Origin of the sequence: Streptomyces poonensis (assembly GCF_014650915.1) — a bacterium.
GTDB lineage: Bacteria > Actinomycetota > Actinomycetes > Streptomycetales > Streptomycetaceae > Streptomyces > Streptomyces poonensis.
The window spans coordinates 154,213-172,337 of record NZ_BMVW01000008.1 but is presented as its reverse complement, the minus strand read 5'-3'; the positions used below and the strand labels follow the sequence as shown (position 1 = coordinate 172,337).

14 protein-coding genes and 2 tRNA genes are annotated in these 18,125 nt (G+C 70.0%); 5 read left to right on the top strand and 11 right to left on the bottom strand.

The window, feature by feature from the left end:
* Positions 1-211 precede the first annotated feature (211 nt).
* Positions 212-2,836 carry a valine--tRNA ligase gene (locus IE242_RS21065; RefSeq protein ID WP_189861554.1) on the bottom strand — a complete coding sequence of 875 codons (2,625 nt, stop codon included), beginning with the start codon at positions 2,834-2,836 and terminating at the stop codon, positions 212-214.
* 137 nt (positions 2,837-2,973) lie between these two features.
* Between IE242_RS21065 and IE242_RS21060 the strand changes: the two genes are divergently transcribed.
* On the top strand, positions 2,974-4,032 hold the full coding sequence (locus tag IE242_RS21060; protein WP_189861550.1) for a hypothetical protein: 1,059 nt from the start codon (positions 2,974-2,976) through the stop codon (positions 4,030-4,032).
* Positions 4,033-4,126: 94 nt separating this feature from the next.
* Here the strand turns inward: IE242_RS21060 and clpX are convergent, their stop codons facing one another.
* From clpX to IE242_RS21035, 5 genes are all read right to left on the bottom strand, one after another.
* Positions 4,127-5,413: an ATP-dependent Clp protease ATP-binding subunit ClpX gene (gene clpX / locus IE242_RS21055; protein ID WP_030569920.1), complete on the bottom strand. Its 1,287-nt coding sequence runs from the start codon at positions 5,411-5,413 to the stop codon at positions 4,127-4,129.
* Between the two features lie 210 nt (positions 5,414-5,623).
* Positions 5,624-6,304: an ATP-dependent Clp protease proteolytic subunit gene (locus tag IE242_RS21050; RefSeq protein ID WP_271208712.1), complete on the bottom strand. Its 681-nt coding sequence runs from the start codon at positions 6,302-6,304 to the stop codon at positions 5,624-5,626.
* Positions 6,305-6,540: 236 nt separating this feature from the next.
* A complete protein-coding gene (locus IE242_RS21045) occupies positions 6,541-7,161 on the bottom strand; it encodes an ATP-dependent Clp protease proteolytic subunit (RefSeq protein WP_037767891.1) in 621 nt (206 codons plus the stop codon).
* 534 nt (positions 7,162-7,695) lie between these two features.
* Positions 7,696-9,099, bottom strand: a complete 1,404-nt coding sequence (gene tig, locus IE242_RS21040) for a trigger factor (RefSeq protein ID WP_189861548.1) — start codon at positions 9,097-9,099, stop codon at positions 7,696-7,698.
* Between the two features lie 221 nt (positions 9,100-9,320).
* Positions 9,321-9,397: transfer RNA gene (locus IE242_RS21035), tRNA-Pro, on the bottom strand.
* A gap of 197 nt (positions 9,398-9,594) precedes the next feature.
* On the opposite strand from IE242_RS21035, the gene IE242_RS21030 reads away from it, so the two are divergent.
* Positions 9,595-9,668 (top strand) — tRNA-Gly (locus IE242_RS21030).
* A gap of 196 nt (positions 9,669-9,864) precedes the next feature.
* Here IE242_RS21030 and IE242_RS21025 read toward each other — a convergent pair.
* Entirely contained in the window at positions 9,865-10,059 is a 195-nt protein-coding gene (locus IE242_RS21025) for a hypothetical protein (RefSeq protein WP_189861546.1), read from the bottom strand.
* A gap of 613 nt (positions 10,060-10,672) precedes the next feature.
* Here IE242_RS21025 and IE242_RS21020 point away from each other — a divergent pair.
* Positions 10,673-11,899 carry an acyltransferase family protein gene (locus IE242_RS21020; RefSeq protein ID WP_189861544.1) on the top strand — a complete coding sequence of 409 codons (1,227 nt, stop codon included), beginning with the start codon at positions 10,673-10,675 and terminating at the stop codon, positions 11,897-11,899.
* Between the two features lie 14 nt (positions 11,900-11,913).
* Here IE242_RS21020 and IE242_RS21015 read toward each other — a convergent pair whose 3' ends face one another.
* Positions 11,914-12,432, bottom strand: coding sequence for an HD domain-containing protein (locus IE242_RS21015; RefSeq protein ID WP_189861542.1), 519 nt, complete (start codon positions 12,430-12,432; stop codon positions 11,914-11,916).
* Between the two features lie 226 nt (positions 12,433-12,658).
* On the opposite strand from IE242_RS21015, the gene IE242_RS21010 reads away from it, so the two are divergent.
* On the top strand, positions 12,659-13,840 hold the full coding sequence (locus IE242_RS21010) for a cation:proton antiporter (RefSeq protein ID WP_189861540.1): 1,182 nt from the start codon (positions 12,659-12,661) through the stop codon (positions 13,838-13,840).
* A gap of 39 nt (positions 13,841-13,879) precedes the next feature.
* Here the strand turns inward: IE242_RS21010 and IE242_RS21005 are convergent, their stop codons facing one another.
* On the bottom strand, positions 13,880-15,049 hold the full coding sequence (locus IE242_RS21005; protein WP_189861538.1) for a PP2C family protein-serine/threonine phosphatase: 1,170 nt from the start codon (positions 15,047-15,049) through the stop codon (positions 13,880-13,882).
* A 179-nt stretch (positions 15,050-15,228) separates the two neighbouring features.
* On the opposite strand from IE242_RS21005, the gene IE242_RS21000 reads away from it, so the two are divergent.
* A complete protein-coding gene (locus IE242_RS21000) occupies positions 15,229-16,458 on the top strand; it encodes a GNAT family N-acetyltransferase (protein WP_189861537.1) in 1,230 nt (409 codons plus the stop codon).
* A 28-nt stretch (positions 16,459-16,486) separates the two neighbouring features.
* Here the strand turns inward: IE242_RS21000 and IE242_RS20995 are convergent, their stop codons facing one another.
* Together IE242_RS20995 and IE242_RS20990 are read right to left on the bottom strand one after the other, a co-directional pair.
* Positions 16,487-17,314 (bottom strand): Fpg/Nei family DNA glycosylase, encoded by an 828-nt coding sequence (locus tag IE242_RS20995; RefSeq protein ID WP_189861536.1) that lies wholly within the window; start codon positions 17,312-17,314, stop codon positions 16,487-16,489.
* Positions 17,315-17,468: 154 nt separating this feature from the next.
* Positions 17,469-17,963 carry a ribose-5-phosphate isomerase gene (locus IE242_RS20990; protein WP_189861535.1) on the bottom strand — a complete coding sequence of 165 codons (495 nt, stop codon included), beginning with the start codon at positions 17,961-17,963 and terminating at the stop codon, positions 17,469-17,471.
* Positions 17,964-18,125 lie beyond the last annotated feature (162 nt).

Sequence of the window (18,125 nt, the reverse complement as noted above, 5' to 3'; positions counted from 1 at the left end):
GGGGAGCTCACTCACGGGGCCAGTCTACGGAGGGGCGCTGACAAAGGCGTGAGGCGGCTCGCGCCCTACACGAGGGCCCCGGAACCGAACGGCTCCGGGGCCCTCATTCACGTCGACCGCCAGCCCCGCAGCGGCGGGGACAACCGGGCCTTGTCCTTGTCAGCAGCGGCCAGGTCCGGATCACCTCCGCGATAGCGGAGACAACTGGAAATCAGCCTACCGGCAGCTTCGCCAGCTGGTTCTCGATCCGAGTGATGTCCTCATCAGCCTTCGCCAGCCTGGTGCGGATCTTCTCCACGACGTGGTCGGGCGCCTTGGCCAGGAACGCCTCGTTACCCAGTTTGGCCTCAGCCTGCTGACGCTCCTTCTGCGCGGCGGCCAGGTCCTTGGCGAGGCGCTTGCGCTCCGCGGCGACGTCGATCGTGCCGGACAGGTCCAGCGCGACCTCGGCGCCCGCGACCGGCAGCGTGGCCGTGGCCGTGAAGCCCTCGCCCTCCGGCTGCAGGCGCAGGAGCTGGCGGATGGCGGCCTCGTGGGGCGCCAGCGCCGTGCCGTCGAGGGTCAGGCGGGCCGGGACGCGCTGGCCGGGCTGGAGGCCCTGGTCGGCGCGGAAGCGGCGGACCTCGGTGATGACCTGCTGAAGGGTCTCGATCTCCCGCTCGGCGTCGGCGTCACGGAAGCCGCTGTCCTTGGGCCAGTCGGCGATGACGACCGACTCGCCGCCCGTGAGCGTGGTCCAGAGGGTCTCGGTCACGAAGGGGACGATCGGGTGGAGCAGGCGGAGCGTGACGTCCAGGACCTCGCCCAGGACCCGGCCCGACACCTTCGCGGCCTCGCCGCCGCCCATGAACGTCGTCTTGGACAGCTCGACGTACCAGTCGAAGACCTCGTCCCAGGCGAAGTGGAACAGGGCGTCCGACAGCTTGGCGAACTGGTAGTCGTCGTAGAAGGCGTCGACCTCGGCGACCGTGGCGTTCAGCCGGGACAGGATCCAGCGGTCGGTCGCCGACATCTCGGACGGGTCCGGCAGCGGGCCCTCGACCGTCGCGCCGTTCATCAGCGCGAAGCGCGTGGCGTTCCAGATCTTGTTGGCGAAGTTGCGGGAGCCCTGGACCCAGTCCTCGCCGATCGGGACGTCGACGCCGGGGTTGGCACCGCGGGCGAGCGTGAACCGCAGCGCGTCCGAGCCGTACTTGTCCATCCAGTCCAGCGGGTTCACCGCGTTGCCGAAGGACTTCGACATCTTCTTGCCGAACTGGTCGCGGACCATGCCGTGCAGGGCGATGGTGTGGAACGGCGGGGTGCCGTCCATCGCGTACAGGCCGAACATCATCATCCGGGCGACCCAGAAGAAGAGGATGTCGTAGCCGGTGACCAGGACGGAGTTCGGGTAGAACTTCGCGAGGCTCTCGGTCTGCTCCGGCCAGCCGAGCGTGGAGAACGGCCACAGGCCGGACGAGAACCAGGTGTCGAGGACGTCGGTGTCCTGGTGCCAGCCCTCGCCGATCGGGGCCTCGTCGTCCGGGCCGACGCAGACGACCTCGCCGTTCGGGCCGTACCAGACGGGGATGCGGTGGCCCCACCAGAGCTGGCGCGAGATGCACCAGTCGTGGAGGTTGTCGACCCAGTCGAAGTACCGCTTCTCCATCTCCTGCGGGTGGATCTTGACCTTGCCGTCGCGGACCGCGTCACCGGCGGCCTTCGCGAGCGGGCCGACCTTGACCCACCACTGCATCGACAGCCGCGGCTCGATGGTGGTCTTGCAGCGCGAGCAGTGGCCGACCGAGTGGACGTACGGCCGCTTCTCGGCGACGATCCGGCCCTCGGCGCGCAGCGCGGCGACGATGGCGGAGCGGGCCTCGAGGCGGTCCAGGCCCTGGAAGGGGCCGGGGACCGTGATGACCGCGTGCTCGTCCATCACGGCGATGTTGGGCAGGTCGTGCCGCTGGCCGATCTCGAAGTCGTTCGGGTCGTGGGCCGGGGTGACCTTGACGGCACCCGTGCCGAACTCCGGGTCGACGTGGGCGTCGGCGACGACCGGGATGGAGCGGTCGGTGAGCGGCAGGCGGATCAGCTTGCCGACCAGGTGCTTGTACCGCTCGTCGTCGGGGTGGACGGCGACGGCCGTGTCCCCGAGCATCGTCTCGGCACGGGTGGTGGCGACGACGATCGTGTCGTCCCCCTCCCCGTACTTCATGGAGACCAGCTCGCCGTCGTCGTCCTGGTACTCGACCTCGATGTCCGAGATGGCGGTGAGACAGCGCGGGCACCAGTTGATGATGCGCTCGGCGCGGTAGATCAGCTCGTCGTCGTACAGCTTCTTGAAGATGGTCTGGACGGCCTGGGACAGGCCCTCGTCCATGGTGAAGCGCTCGCGCGACCAGGCGACGCCGTCGCCGAGGCGGCGCATCTGCCCGGAGATCTGCCCGCCGGACTCCGCCTTCCACTGCCAGACGCGCTCGACGAACGCCTCCCGGCCGAGGTCGTGGCGGGACTTGCCCTCCTTGCCCAGCTCCCGCTCGACGACGTTCTGCGTGGCGATGCCGGCGTGGTCCATGCCGGGCTGCCACAGCGTCTCGTAGCCCTGCATGCGCTTGCGGCGGGTCAGGGCGTCGATGATGGTGTGCTCGAAGGCGTGCCCGAGGTGCAGGCTGCCCGTGACGTTCGGCGGCGGGATGACGACGGTGTACGGCGGCTTGTCGCTCTTCGCGTCGGCCTCGAAGTAACCCCGCTCTACCCAGCGCTCGTACAGCTCCCCCTCTACGTCGGCCGGCGAGTACTGGGTCGGCAGGTCGGTGGTGGGCGCTGCGGGCTGCTGCTGAGGCTTCTCGGTCACGGGGCTCAGTTTAGAGGTGTCACGGGTCCGTCCCGAAACCAGAATCTTTGGTAACGGTGCGACCCCCGGTGCTCCCAGTGCGTGGCCCCTGCGTCAGGATGTCGGGAACGCATAAGGCATTGAGGGGGAACCCACAAATGAGTCAGAACCAGCCGGGCCCGTACGGCGGCCAGCCCCAGCAGCCCGGGCCGTACGGCCAGCCGGGCCCCTACGGCCAGCCGCCGCAGGCTCCCCCGCCCGGCGCCCCGCAGCCCCCTCAGCCCGGCTACGGTTACCCGCCCCAGGCTCCGGCCCCGCAGCCCGGCTACGGGTACCCCCAGCAGCCTCCGCAGGACGGTTCCCCGCAGCAGCCGGGACCGTACGGCCAGCCTCCGCAGCCCGGCCCGTACGGCCAGCCCCAGCAGCCCGGACCGTACGGTCAGCCCCCGCAGGGCCAGCCCCCGTACGGTCAGCAGCCCTACGGCCAGCAGCCGTACGGTTTCCCGGAGCCGCCCGCGCCGGGCGGCGGCAAGAAGAAGACGGGCCTGATCATCGGCGCGGTGGCCGTCGTGGCCGCGATCGCCGTGGGTGCGTACGTCGTCCTGGCCGGGGGCGGCGGCAGCGGCTCGGACATCCCGGACGACGGGGCGCACAAGCTGACGACGCCGGCGTCGGTGCTCGGCGGCGAGTACAAGAAGGCCGCGAGCGCCGCCACCGGCGGCTTCAGCGCGTCCGACCTCGAGGACGCCGAGAAGCACGGCGTGAAGAACGCCAAGAGCGTCAGCGGCGCCTACCAGTCCCAGGACGAGAGCAATCCGCTCGCCGGCGCCATGATCCAGTTCGTGGGCGTCCAGGGCGAGATCGACGACCCGGAGAACGTCGTCGACGAGATGTTCGCCGAGCTGGCGAAGAACGCCGGTGAGGACTCGGAGACCGGCGAACTGGTCGGCGACCCCAAGGCGTTCACGCCGAGCGCGCTCGACGGCGCGGTCCTCAAGTGCCAGGAGACCAAGATCAAGGGCGCCGGTCTGGGCAGTGGCTCCTCGTCCGACTCCTCGTCGATGAGCATGCCGGTCTGCATCTGGGGCGACCACAGCACGGTGGGTGTCTTCATCCACGTCGACATGGCGGACGCCCTGTCGGGCAAGGCCGCCGACCTGGGCGCCACGGCGGACCTGGCCGCCGACTTCCGCACGGAGGTCCGCGTCAAGGAGTGATCCGCCGCGCGGCGACGAGGAAGGGCCCCGGTCACTCGACCGGGGCCCTTCCTCGTACAGGTGGATGAGACGGATCAGGTGGATCGTCGTACGGCTACGCCGTCTTCTGCTCCCCCGAACCCCGCCCGCGGGCGTCCCGCGGGATGAGCGTCGGGTTCACGTTCGACAGGACGACGTCCGCCGTGATGACCACGCGGGCCACGTCCTTGCGGGACGGGACCTCGTACATCACCGCCTGGAGGACCTCCTCCATGATGGCGCGCAGCCCGCGGGCGCCGGTCTGGCGGAGGATGGCCTGGTCGGCGATGGCCTCCAGGGCCTCGCGCTCGAAGTCCAGCTCCACGCCGTCGAGTTCGAAGAGGCGCTGGTACTGCTTCACCAGCGCGTTGCGCGGCTCGACCAGGATCTGGAGCAGGGCCTTGCGGTCGAGGTTGTGGACCGAGGTGATGACCGGCAGACGGCCGATGAACTCGGGGATCATCCCGAACTTGACCAGGTCCTCGGGCATGACGTCCTCGAACTGGTCCTTGTTCTCCAGCTCGCGCTTGGAGCGGATCGTGGCGCCGAAGCCGATGCCCTTGGCGCCGGCCCGGGACTCGATGATCTTCTCCAGGCCCGCGAAGGCGCCGCCCACGATGAACAGGACGTTCGTCGTGTCGATCTGAATGAACTCCTGGTGGGGGTGCTTGCGCCCGCCCTGCGGCGGCACGGACGCGGTGGTGCCCTCCAGGATCTTCAGCAGCGCCTGCTGCACGCCCTCGCCGCTCACGTCACGCGTGATGGAGGGGTTCTCGCTCTTCCGGGCCACCTTGTCGATCTCGTCGATGTAGATGATCCCGGTCTCGGCCTTCTTGACGTCGTAGTCGGCCGCCTGGATGAGCTTGAGCAGGATGTTCTCGACGTCCTCGCCGACGTAGCCCGCCTCCGTCAGCGCGGTCGCGTCCGCGATGGCGAAGGGGACGTTCAGCATGCGCGCGAGCGTCTGCGCGAGCAGCGTCTTGCCGGAGCCCGTGGGGCCCAGCAGGAGGATGTTGGACTTCGCCAACTCGATGGCGTCGTCCCGTCCTTGGGCGCCGCCGTTCTCACCGGCCTGGACCCGCTTGTAGTGGTTGTACACCGCGACGGAGAGCGCCTTCTTCGCGGCCTCCTGGCCGACGACGTAGCCCTCGAGGAACTCGTAGATCTCGCGGGGCTTCGGGAGTTCCTCCCAGCGCACCTCGCTCGTCTCCGCGAGCTCCTCCTCGATGATCTCGTTGCAGAGATCGATGCACTCGTCGCAGATGTACACACCGGGGCCTGCGATGAGCTTCTTGACCTGCTTCTGGCTCTTGCCGCAGAACGAGCACTTGAGCAGATCGCCGCCGTCACCGATGCGTGCCACGGTGTGCTTCCCCTTCGCCTGGGAGACGCCTACGTCCAGCGGCTCCTGGTGCTGCCTTATGTCCGACGGTACCTTGCCGGGCCCCCCGTTCGGGCCCCCCTTGGCGCGGTTCACTTTGACGTGCACCGTGTCAAACCGTGCCAAGGGGCGGCAGACGATACAGCTTCCCCCTCGCTCCCGGCCAGGCGTGAGCTGGGGGGATCCCCTCCGTCAGCGGACGTCGGCGTTGTTCATCTTCCGGGTGGAGATGATCTGGTCGATCAGGCCGTACGACAGCGCGTCCTCGGCCGTCAGGATCTTGTCACGCTCGATGTCCTCGCGGATCCGCTCGATCGGCGTGGTGGAGTGCTTGGCCAGCATCTCCTCCAGCTGCGAGCGCATCCGGAGGATCTCGTTGGCGGCGATCTCCAGGTCGGAGACCTGACCGCGGCCGGTCTCGCTGTACGGCTGGTGGATCAGCACGCGCGCGTTCGGCAGCGCCATGCGCTTGCCGGGCGTGCCGGCGGCCAGCAGGATCGCGGCCGCGGAGGCGGCCTGGCCCATGCAGACCGTCTGGATGTCCGGCTTGACGAACTGCATCGTGTCGTAGATGGCCGTCAGCGCGGTGAAGGAGCCGCCGGGGCTGTTGATGTAGACCGAGATGTCACGGTCGGGGTCCATCGACTCCAGGCACAGCAGCTGCGCCATGACGTCGTTGGCGGAGGCGTCGTCGATCTGCACGCCGAGGAAGATCACGCGCTCCTCGAAGAGCTTCGCGTACGGGTCGTACTCGCGCACGCCCTGGGAGGTGCGCTCCACGAAGCGGGGGATGACATAGCGGGACTCGGCCTGCGGGCCGGTGTACTCGGCGCGCATACGGTCGTAGAGGCCGCTGCCGGGGAAGTCGTTCACTGTGGGTCTCCTGGGAGCCTTGAGAGGGGCTGAGGCGGTCGGCTGGGGCTGCAGGGGGCTTGCGGGGTCGGCGCCGGTCGTGTCGTACCGGCTGTGCGCCGGCGTACGGGGGCCGTACGCCGGATCGAACCCCGCCGCTGCCGTACGGCCGGACGGGACGGCGGTACCGGTCCCGGCCTGTCGTACGGCGTCACGCGCCGGAGCACGGCGCTCCGACTCGCGCCGGTGTGCGCCGGTTACGCCGCCCCGGTGCCGCCGCCGCCCGGCATGCTGGCGGCAGAGGTGATCACGTCGTCGATGAGGCCGTACTCCTTGGCCTCGTAGGCGTCGAACCACCGGTCGCGGTCGGAGTCGCGGGTGATCTGCTCGACCGTCTGGCCGGTGTGGTGGGCCGTGAGCTCGGCCATGCGCTTCTTGGTGTGCAGCAGCCGCTCCGCGTGGATCTTGATGTCGGAGGCCGAGCCGGCCAGGCCGGCGGAGGGCTGGTGGATCAGGATCTCGGCGTTCGGCAGCGCGAAGCGCTTGCCCGGCGTGCCCGCGCTCAGCAGGAACTGGCCCATCGAGGCGGCGAGGCCCATGGCGATGGTCACCACGTCGTTCTTGATGAACTGCATGGTGTCGTAGATCGCCATACCGGCCGTGATGGAGCCGCCGGGGCTGTTGATGTACAGGTTGATGTCCTTGTCCGGGTCGGCGGCAAGGAGCAGCAGCTGCGCGGTGATCTTGTTCGCGATGTCGTCGTCCACCGGCTGGCCGAGGAAGATGATCCGCTCGCCGAGCAGCCGGTTGTAGACCTGGTCGCCGAGGCCACCACCGATGGAGGGCTCGCCGGCGGCGGAGGGCATCAGATTCGTCACGTATCCACCTGCTCGTCTTACGACGGCGCCGGGCCGTCTCACGTGTTCTGCTGGGGCCTGGGACCCAGGGCGCGCCCCGTCCGGGCGGCTCCGGGGACTCCCCTGCCCTCGTATCAATGGACCCTAACGCGCAGGCAGGCGGGTGCCATCCCGGTTTCCCGGACTGTTCGCTGTCAGCGCATGCCGCTCCACCGGGAGGAGTCGGTAAACGGCCGTCACCCGGGCGGGCCAAGGGCGACGGGGTGGCACACGCCCGGCCGCTCGGTCCTCCGGGCTTCCCCGGGGCACATCGGCGTTCCCTGGGGTTCCTGCCGCCCCCCGGGGGCGCTGATGGCTCTTGCGGATTTCTGCGTTCCCGGCGTGCCGAGGCGCAGACGCCCCGGACCGGCGCGCTGCCGGGCGGGCCGACGGCGCCGGGCGGATCGGCGGCGCCGGCGGCGCCGGTGTCCTGGGAAGCCGGTGCTGCCGGGGACGCCGACGGCCCCGGGGGTTCCGCCCCGGGGCCGTCGTACTGCGTCAGAGATGTCGCGAGGATCAGCCCTCGGTCTTCTCCGCGGCCTTCTCCTCGGCCGGAGCCTCGGCGGCGGCCTCTGCCGTCTCCTCGGTCTCGCCCTCGGCCTCGTCCTCGTCGTCGCTCAGGTCGACGACCTCACCGTTGGTGTCCTTGACCGTGGCGGCCTCGACGACCACCGCGAGGGCCTTGCCGCGGGCGACCTCGCCGACGAGCAGCGGCACCTGGCCGCCCTCGACGACGGCCTGGGCGAACTGGTCGGGGGACATGCCGGAGGAGGCCGCACGCCGCATGAGGTGCTCGGTGAGCTCCTCCTGGTTGACGTTCAGCTTCTCCTGCTTGACGAGCTCGTCGAGGACGAACTGGGTCTTGATGCCCTTGACCGCCGCCTCGCGGGTCTCCTCGTCGAACTCCTCGGCCGTCTTGCCCTGGATCTCCAGGTACTTGTCGAGGGTCAGACCCATCTGGCCGAGCTGGTGGTGCTCCAGGTTGTGCTTGCGGGTGTTGATCTCGTCCTCGAGCAGCTTCTCGGGGACGGGCACCTCGACGAGCTCCAGCAGCTTCTCCAGGACGCGCTCCTGGGCCTGCGTGGCCTGGTCGTACTCCTTCATGTTCTCCAGGCGCTTGCGGCTGTCCGCCTTCAGCTCCTCGAGGGTGTCGAACTCGGAGGCGAGCTGGGCGAACTCGTCGTCCAGCTCCGGCAGCTCACGGGCGGCGACCTGGGTGACCTTGACGGTGACCTCGGCCTCCTTGCCCGCCGCCGAGCCGCCCTTCAGCTCGGAGGTGAAGGTGCCCTCGCCGCCGGCCTCCAGGCCCTTCACGGCGTCGTCGATGCCGTCCAGCAGCTCACCGGAGCCGATGGTGTAGGAGACGCCGCTGGCGATGCCGTCCTCCAGCACCTCGCCCTCGACCTTGGCCTCCAGGTCGATCGTCACGACGTCGCCGTCCTCGGCGGCACGCTCGACCGGGGTGGTGGAGGCGAAGCGCTCACGCAGCTGCTCCACCGACTTCTCGACGTCCTCGTCGGTGACCTCGACGGCGTCGACCTCGACCTCGATGCCGGAGTAGTCCGGGATCTCGATGGCCGGGCGGACGTCGACCTCGGCGGTGAAGGACAGCAGCTCGTTGTCCTTCAGCTCCGTGATGTCGACCTCGGGCTGGCCCAGGACGTTGAGCTCGGCCTCGTTGACCGCCTCGGTGTAGAACTTCGGAAGCGCGTCGTTGACCGCCTCCTCCAGGACCGCACCGCGGCCGAACCGCTGGTCGATGACGCGGGCCGGGATCTTGCCCTTGCGGAAGCCCTTCACCGTGACCTGCTGGTTGATCTTCTTGTACGCCGCGTCGAGGCTGTCCTTGAGCTCCTCGAAGGGCACCTCAACAGTGAGCCGAACCCGGGTCGGGTTCAGGGTCTCGACGGCGCTCTTCACGGTTCGGTCTCCTTGTGGCTGACTTCTTGGGGTTCTGCTGCGCGCCGCTGCCGGGTCTGGCGACCGGGCAGGGCCTCAGCGGATTCGCGGACCCTGAGAGACCTGACAGTGCAGACACACGGGCGCGCAGCTTGCATAGTAACCGGAGGCACTACACGCCCCAAAAGAAGATCTTGGAAATCCGGGGCGGCGGCGGAACCGTCTCGCCCGGTTCCGGCTGGTGGTCGGGGTGGCGGGATTTGAACCCACGGCCTTCCGCTCCCAAAGCGGACGCGCTACCAAGCTGCGCCACACCCCGTCGGTGCGACACGTAGGGTACATGCCCGCAGGCAGTGGGGCCGCCGCATTTCACGAGCGCCGGTGGTGCCGACCCCCGACCGCGCGGCCGTCCGTCCACGCGGCCCGCGAAGGGGGTGTGCGACGAGGGCGCACGACCCGCTACGATGCCTCCAGTGCCGCGTTCGCCGATCAGTTGCGAAACGCGGCGCGGCGTGTGCGGGCGTAGCTCAATGGTAGAGCCCTAGTCTTCCAAACTAGCTACGCGGGTTCGATTCCCGTCGCCCGCTCCATACGGCTCAGGGCCGGACGGAAGAGTCATCTCTCCCGCCCGGCCCTCGGTCTTTTCCGGTTGTGTCCCGCCGAGGTCCCCCAGCTGCCCCGCGGCTTTGACCGGCACTCCATGGGCACCGCCGGCCACCCTCTCAGCACTCCGCCCCGCCGGTCGCCGACGCCGTCGCCCCGGCACTCCGGCCCGGACGGCTCCGGCTAGAACTGGATGGAGTTGATGGTGTCGGCTATGGAGTTCAGGAACCGCTGTATGTCGTCGGCCACTCCGGTCGAGGCGAGGAAGAAGCCGAAGAGGATGGCGACGATCGCCGGCCCCGCCTTGAGCGACCCCTGGCGCAGCAAGATCACCAAGATGATGGCCAACAGCAGCACCACTGACAGCGAAATCGCCACAACTCATCACACCCTCGGTCGGTCCGCTCCCGGCCCGGGGATGCCGACCCCGCACACCCCCGCCAGAACCATCGTGCCACCAACGGGGCCTGCATATGCGGCCCGTGACGCAACGTCGGCCATCCCACACCCGGGACCTGCACGTCCACATCTGGGACATCCACGCCCCGTACGGCAATTCGACTGGCCACCCGACCCGGAATTAACAATGATCATTTCCGTGCGCACACATGGTGTTCGCAGGTAATTCGAATTGCCGCCACAGGCCCACCGGGAGCGGCTGAGAGTGACCGGAAACAGTCCAGCAAAATCTGACGCAACGGACATTTCTCCAGAGTCGCCCCCGACCGTTATGCACCGTTGAGTCAGGATAAATGAGGACAGATGCGGATCATTTGCAAGCCAATCCGAGTACGGAGTGTGAAGCCCTGGTGAATGCTCACATCCCCAAATCCCGGGTACCCGTAGCGCGGTAATACGCCTTTCAGGTCGAGGGTTTTACGGAATCCCACAGACAACGCTAGGGTGCCTCAGATGTTCACCGCTGCCCCGTCCCCCACACGCGCAGCGAGTGCGCGGACCGAATCGCCGACTTCCCGGTGAAGGAGGGTCTGTGACGAACTCGCTGCGACCGCACGGCCACCCCAGGGTGCCGCTCCCGCAGGCCGAACAGCCGACCGAACAACTGACCGAGCAGCCGACCGACGGCGTGCCCGCGCCCCGTTCCCCCCACATCCCGCCCCAGGACTCGCACTCCGCCACCGGAGCCACCGCGCCGGAGGCCGGACCGGTCAAACAGCGCGACGCATTCTTCGACAACGCCAAGTACCTGGCCATCGTGTTCGTCGCCATGGGCCACGTCTGGCAGCCGCTGACGGCCCACAGCCGCGCCGCCGAGGCGCTCTACATGGTCGTCTACACCTTCCACATGCCGGCCTTCATCCTCATCTCCGGCTACTTCTCACGCAGCTTCGACATGCGCCCGGACCGGCTCAGGCGGCTGATCACCGGCGTCGCCGTGCCGTATGTCGTCTTCGAGGTCACCTATTCCCTGTTCAGACGGTGGGCCGGTGACGACTCGACCCTTCCGATCAGCCTGCTCGACCCCTGGTACCTCACGTGGTTCCTGGCCGCCCTGTTCGTGTGGCGGATGACGACCCCGTTGTGGAAGGCCGTGCGCTGGCCGGTCCCCCTCGCACTGGGCATCGCCGTGCTCGCCTCCGTCTCCCCCGACATCGGCGACGACCTGGACCTGCAGCGCGTACTGCAGTTCCTGCCGTTCTTCGTCATCGGCCTGTTCATGAAGCCGGAGCACTTCCGCCGTATGCGGCACCGCGACGTGCGCATCCTGTCGGTACCGGCCTTCGCGGCCGCCCTGGCGGTGGCGTACTGGGCGGTACCGCGCATGAACTCGGCGTGGTTCTACCACCGCGACAGCGCACAGGAACTGGGCGCGCCCTGGTGGGCCGGCATCGTCATGACGCTCGCGCTCCTCGGCTGCTCCCTGGTGCTGACGGTCTGTTTCCTCGCCTGGGTGCCGGGCCGCAGGACGTGGTTCACGGTGCTGGGCGCGGGGACACTGTACGGCTATCTGCTGCACGGCTTCCTGATCCAGGGCTCCCGCTTCTGGGGCTGGTACGACGCCCACCCATGGGTGTACGAGCCCCTCGGCCAGGTCTTCCTCACCCTGCTCGCGGCGGCCGTCGTCACCGCGCTGTGCACACCGCCGGTGCAGCGGATGTTCCGGTTCGTGATGGAGCCGAAGATGGAGTGGGCGTTCCGGCGGGACACCGCCGAGCCGGCGCGCGAGCGCGGCGGCAGGGCCGACGCCAGGACCTGATCGGCCTGGTCCCCTCACACGGCCGCGGGGCCGGACGGAGAGAAGCGCCTCTCCGTCCGGCCCTTCGCTCTACCCTCGGCCGGCGCCGTCAGGCCGAGCAGGGCGCGCATATGCGCGTACTTCCGCTCCAGCCGGGCGCGGGTCGCGTCGTCGAGGACCGCCAGCCGGGCCGGGTCCGCGTTGTGCGCCAGGTCGGACTCCTTGACCAGGCGGGCGCCCGGGGTGGCGAGGATGCGCGCGGCGTACGCCTCCGGGGACTCGCCCGGCCGCTTGGTGAGCGCCCCGACGATCGCCTTCGTACGGTCCGTCAGCGCGGCCTCGCGCAGCCACTCCGCGGACAGCGCGTCGTCCTCCACCGCGTCGTGCAGCCAGGCCGCCGCGATCTGCTCCTGGTCGCCGCCCCGCGCGCGTACGCCCTCGGCCACGGCCTGCAGGTGCTCGGCATAGGGCCGCCCGGCCTTGTCGGTCTGGGCCGCGTGGGCCGCGCGGGCGAGGGTCTCGACTTCGGTGAGCGTGAGCGTCGGGTGGGTCACGGGACCAGTGTCCACGGACCCGCCGCCTCACGAACGCAATGCTTTGGTAAAGTAACTATTGACGCATCCTTGACGCTTCATTGACGCATCCTTTGCGTCCTCACGTCCGTGCGTCGTCGCAGCGGTACCCCTGACTCCGCGTTCTCGCGCACTCACGTACCCGTGCCCTCGTCGCACAAGCCGAACTGGAGGTAGGCCCATCGGACACGCAGACACCCTCATCGCCATGGGCGGGGCGTTCCTCGCCGCCGCCGTCCTCGCGCGCGTCGGCTCGCGCATCGGACTGCCCACCATTCCCCTGTTCATCCTGGCCGGCATCCTGCTCGGCCCCCACACGCCCGGTGTCGTGCTCCTGTCGGACCCGCACGACATGGAGATGCTCTCCGCGCTCGGCCTGGTGCTGCTGCTCTTCTACCTGGGGCTCGAGTTCCACCTCGACGACCTCAAGGCGGGCGGCCGCCGGATGGCGATCGCCGGAGGCGCGTATCTCGCGCTGAACGTCGGCGCGGGCCTGGGCTTCGGCTTCGCCCTGGGCTGGGGCACCTCCGAGGCCCTGGTCCTCGCCGGGGTGCTCGGCATCTCGTCGTCCGCCATCGTGACCAAGGTGCTCGTCGACACGGGCCGGCTGGGCAACCCGGAGACCAAGCCGATCCTCGGCATCATCGTGGTCGAGGACATCTTCCTCGCCCTGTACCTGGCGGCGCTCCAGCCGATCCTGTCCGGGGCGGACTCGCTGTCCTCGGCGGTGCTGGACGCGGGCAAGGCGTTCGGGTTCCTGCTGCTCCTGGCGCTGGCGGCACGGTTCGGGACACGGATCGTGGGCCGGCTCTTCGCCACCCGGGACGACGAGCTGCTCGTCATCTCCTTCCTCGGGGCGGCGGTGTTCGTCGCCGGCGTGTCGGAGTGGTTCGGCGTGGCGGACGCCATCGGTGCGTTCATGGTGGGTCTGATGCTGGGCAGCACCGCGTCCGGTGAGCGCATCCGCACGCTCGTGCACCCGCTGCGGGACGCCTTCGGCGCGATCTTCTTCTTCGCCTTCGGGCTCTCCATCGACCCGGGTGACCTGCCGATGGTGCTGTGGCCGGTACTGGCCGCCGTGGCACTGACCCTGGCGATGAACGTGCTGGCCGGGCTGGCGGCGGCGCGCGTGTACTCCTTCGGGCCGCAGCCGGCCGCGAACATCTCGACGACGCTGCTGGCGCGCGGTGAGTTCGCGCTGATCCTGGCCACGATGGCCGCGGCGGCCGGGCTGGACGAGAGGCTGTCGCCGTTCATCGCCGGATACGTCCTGCTGCTGGCGGTGCTCGGCCCGCTGGCCGCGAGCCGCTCCCCCTGGCTGGCCCGCGTCCTGCCGGGCCGTCTGCTGCCGGAGCGGCAGGAGACGAAGACCCCTGAGTTGGTGGGGTGACGTCTGCCTCAGGGGCCCCTGGAGCACGGTGAGCCGGGCTCACCGTGCCGTGGGGCCCTCGCGGCAGATCAGCAGCAGCGCCCGGTCGTCGTTGACGTCCTTGGCGACCGCCTCGATGAGGTGCCAGGCCGCGCCCCGGAAACCGCCGGCGACATAGCGGTCGGCCTCGCCCGTCAGCCGGTCGATGCCCTCGACGATGTCCCGGTCGGACGTCTCCACCAGGCCGTCCGTGAACAGCATCAGCACGTCACCGGGGCGCAGCGAGCCCTTGACCGGGTCGAACTGGGCGCCGTCGTACACGCCGAGCAGCGGGCCCTCCGCCGCCTTCTCCTCCCAGCGGCCGCTTCCGGCACTGAGCTGGAGGCCCGGCGGGTGGCCCGCGGAGAACAGTTCGTAGTCGCCCGAGTCCAGGTCCAGCACGAGGTGGATCGAGGTGGCGAAGCCCTCGTCCCAGTCCTGCCGCAGCAGATAGCCGTTGGCCGCGGGCAGGAAGGCGTGCGGCGGCAGCGAGCCGAGCAGGCCGCCGAACGCCCCGGACAGCAGCAGGGCCCGTGAGCCCGCGTCCATGCCCTTGCCGGAGACGTCCGTCAGGACGACCTCCAGCGTGCGGCCCCCGTTGGTGCGGGCCGCGACCACGAAGTCGCCGGAGAAGGACTGGCCGCCCGCCGGCCGCAGCGCCATCTCGCGGTGCCAGCCCACCGGCAGCTGCGGCAGCTTGCTCTGCACCCGGATGCGTTCCCGCAGGTCGAACAGCATCGTGCCGCCCCGCCGCCAGGGCACACCCACCCGGCTGCGGAACTGCGCGATCAGCAGACCGAAGAAGCCGCAGGCGGCGACGACGAGCACGACGCCCGGCGTGACCCGCGACGGGCCCTCCGTATAGGGGCCGAGCCGCACGGACTCGACGATGAGCGCGGTCGCGGCGGCCGCGTACAGCGCGAGCAGGCTGGCGGGGCGCAGCAGCAGTCCGCCCGCGACGATCGGCAGGACCAGCGCGGCCGGGGACACCCACACCGAGTTGACCATCGTGCAGGCGGCGATCACGGGGACCGTCAGCATCAGACCGGCGAGCGCGATCCAGTCGGAGCCGTCCCCGCGGAAGTAGTCCACGGCGGATTTGCGCAGGCCGGTGCGGACCCGGTGGATGCGCTTCTTCAACCGGGCCGTGAGCGTATCGGCCGCCGCGCGCCGCTCTCGTCCTTGTGCCATTGATTCGGGACCTTATCCAGCGGACCTGTTCTTGTGCACGGGAGGTCCCACTTGTCCCCCTTCCGAGGCCCCGTTCACGACGAATCTCACACACATCCCACACGACGGCGCACCGCGGAGCCCAGGGCCTGGTGGGAAAATCCCTCGCCCGCCCCGGACCGCCCTGGTAGGCATGGCACATGAAGACTGACGTGCGCGTGCTGCGGAAGGCCGACTGGAGCATCTGGTACGGCACGCTCGCCCGCGCCTTCGGCGGCGCGTTGGAGTCGTCCGTGGAGCGCGACCTGTGGGAAGCGCTCACGGAGCATGACCGGTCCCTCGGCCTCTGGGACGGCGACGAGTGCGTGGGCACGGCGGGCGCGTTCACCTTCCGGGTCACCGTGCCCGGCGGCGCCTCGGTGCCCGCCGCGGGCATCACCATGGTGAGCGTCGCCGCCACGCACCGGCGGCGCGGGCTCCTGCGGACCATGATGCGGCGGCAGCTGGACGACATCCGCGCCTGGGGCGAACCGCTCGCCGTACTGACCGCCTCCGAACCCGACATATACGGGCGGTTCGGCTACGGCATAGCCACCCAGGCGCTCAGCGCCGAGGTGGACACCAGCCGGGTCCGGCTGTCCGTGCCGCCCGGCACCGACGGCGTACGGCTGCGCTACGCCGCGCCCGGGGAGGTGCTCGACGCGTGCGAGGCCGTGTACGCGCAGCGGGTGCCCGAGCGGCCGGGCATGCTGGCGCGGCGGCCCGGCTGGGAGCGGCTCGGGCTGCTGGACCCGGAGAGCGAGCGGGGCGGGCAGTCGCCGCTGCAGTGTGTGGTGGCCGAACGGGGTGCGGACGTCGTGGGGTACGCCCGGTACCGGATCAAGCCCGACTGGGACCACCGGGGCTCCGACAGCGCCGTGCACCTGAGCGAACTGGAGGCCCTCGACCCGGCCGCGCACGCTGCGCTGTGGCGGTTCCTCTTCGACATCGACCTGACGACGATGATCGTGGCGCCCGGGCGGCCCGTCGACGAACCCTGGCTGCACATGGTCTCCGACATCCGCCGGTGCTCCGTGCGGCTGCGGGACGCGCTGCACGTCCGGCTGGTGGACGTGGGCGCGGCGCTGGAGGCGCGGACGTACCAGACGCCGGTGGACGTGGTGTTCGAGGTCGAGGACGCCTTCTGCCCCTGGAACGCGGGGCGTTGGCGGCTCACGGGGGACTCCAAGGGCGCGAGCTGCAAGCGCACCGACGAGGCCGCCGATCTCGCCCTGTCCGTACGGGAGTTGGGGGCGGCCTATCTGGGCGGGGTGAGCCTCGCGTCGCTGGCGGGCGCCGGACGGGTGCGCGAGCTGCGGCAGGGGGCGCTCACGGAGGCGTCGGTGGCCTTCGCGTCGGCCGTGGCGCCCTGGCTGCCGCACGGGTTCTAGGCCGGTCAGGTCCGCCTGCGAGGCGGGGTCAGGTCCGCTGGCAGGCCGGGCACCAGAAGAGGTTGCGGGCGGCGAGATCGGCGGTGCGGATCTCGCCGCCACAGATGTGGCAGGGGAGGTTCGCCCTGCGGTACACGTACACCTCGCCGCCGTGGTCGTCGACGCGGGGCGGGCGCCCCATGGCCTCCGGGGTGTGCTCGGGGCGGACGGTGTCGATGCGGTTGTTGCGCACGCCCTCGCGCATCAGCTCCACGAGGTCGGCCCAGATCGCGTCCCACTCGGCGGGGGTGATGTCCCGGCCCGCACGGTACGGGTCGATGCCGTGCCGGAAGAGGACCTCGGCGCGGTAGACGTTGCCGACGCCCGCGATGACCTTCTGGTCCATGAGCAGGGCGGCGACGGTCGTACGGCTGCGGGAGACGCGGCGGTACGCCTGGGCCGGGTCGGCGTCCGGGCGGAGGGGGTCCGGGCCGAGGCGGGCGTGTATCGCGTCCTTCTCGTCCTCGGTGATCAGCGCGCAGGCGGTGGGGCCGCGGAGGTCCACGTAGGACGTGTCGTTCGCGAGCCGGAGGCGCACCGTGTCGGTGGGCGCGGGGGCGGGCGCCGGGCCGAAGCCGACCTTGCCGAAGAGCCCGAGGTGGATGTGGACCCAGCTCTCGGCGTCCGCGGTGCCCTCGGCGCCGAAGCGGAGGAACAGGTGCTTGCCGTGGGCCTCCGCCGTACTGAGGGCCGTGCCGTCGAGCAGGGCCGCGGCGTCCGCGAACTTGCCCTGGGGGCTGGTGACACGGGCCGTCCGGCCGCCGAACGCCGCGAGGTAGTCCTGGGCCAGGCGGTGGATGGTGTGCCCTTCGGGCACGGGGGCCTCCGGTGGATGTGCGTGGGGGGGGCGGGTGCTGGCCAACGACTGTGGGCCAACGACTGTGGGCCAACAGCTGCAGGCCAACGACTGTAGGCCCACATGTGTGGGCCTACAGGGATCTGCCTGCTGTTGCCTGCCGCGAGGGGGCGTCCTACTCCTGCGGCGCCTGCGGGTGGTGGGCCGGGATGGGCGGGAGCGTGCCCGACGTCTCGTACTCGGCGAGCATCTCGATACGGCGGACGTGGCGCTCGTCGCCCGAGAACGGCGTGTTCAGGAAGGTCTCGACGAACTTCGTCGCCTCCTCCTGGGTGTGCATGCGGGCACCGACCGCGATGACGTTCGCGTTGTTGTGCTCGCGGCCCAGTGATGCGGTCTCCACGCTCCAGGCCAGGGCGGCTCGGACACCGGCGACCTTGTTGGCGGCGATCTGCTCGCCGTTGCCGGAGCCGCCGATCACGATGCCGAGGGAGCCGGGGTCGGCGGCCGTCCTCTCGGCGGCACGGAGGCAGAACGGCGGGTAGTCGTCCTGGGCGTCGTAGATGAGGGGCCCGCAGTCGACGGGCTCGTGGCCGGCGGCCCTGACCCACTCGACGAGGTGATTCTTCAGTTCGTAGCCGGCGTGATCCGAGCCGAGGTAGACGCGCATGCTCCGAGTGTGACACGCCTGTTTCGGCGTGGCCTGTCGGGGTGGCGGCCCCGAAAACCGTGCGTAACGCTGTAGAACCTCAGGGCAACGGCTGGTAACGATACGGAATCAGAGGTTCAGGAAATCCTTTGCCTCGGATTCACTGGACCGACTTGTTACCAG

Excerpts from the sequence above, each read along its gene's own strand:
- IE242_RS21060 (WP_189861550.1), top strand. The coding sequence starts at position 2,974 with ATGAGTCAGAACCAGCCGGGCCCGTACGGCGGCCAGCCCCAGCAGCCC.
- IE242_RS21010 (WP_189861540.1), top strand. The coding sequence starts at position 12,659 with ATGGGCGGGGCGTTCCTCGCCGCCGCCGTCCTCGCGCGCGTCGGCTCG.
- IE242_RS21005 (WP_189861538.1), bottom strand. The coding sequence starts at position 15,049 with ATGGCACAAGGACGAGAGCGGCGCGCGGCGGCCGATACGCTCACGGCC.
- IE242_RS21000 (WP_189861537.1), top strand. The coding sequence starts at position 15,229 with ATGAAGACTGACGTGCGCGTGCTGCGGAAGGCCGACTGGAGCATCTGG.
- IE242_RS20990 (WP_189861535.1), bottom strand. The coding sequence starts at position 17,963 with ATGCGCGTCTACCTCGGCTCGGATCACGCCGGCTACGAACTGAAGAAT.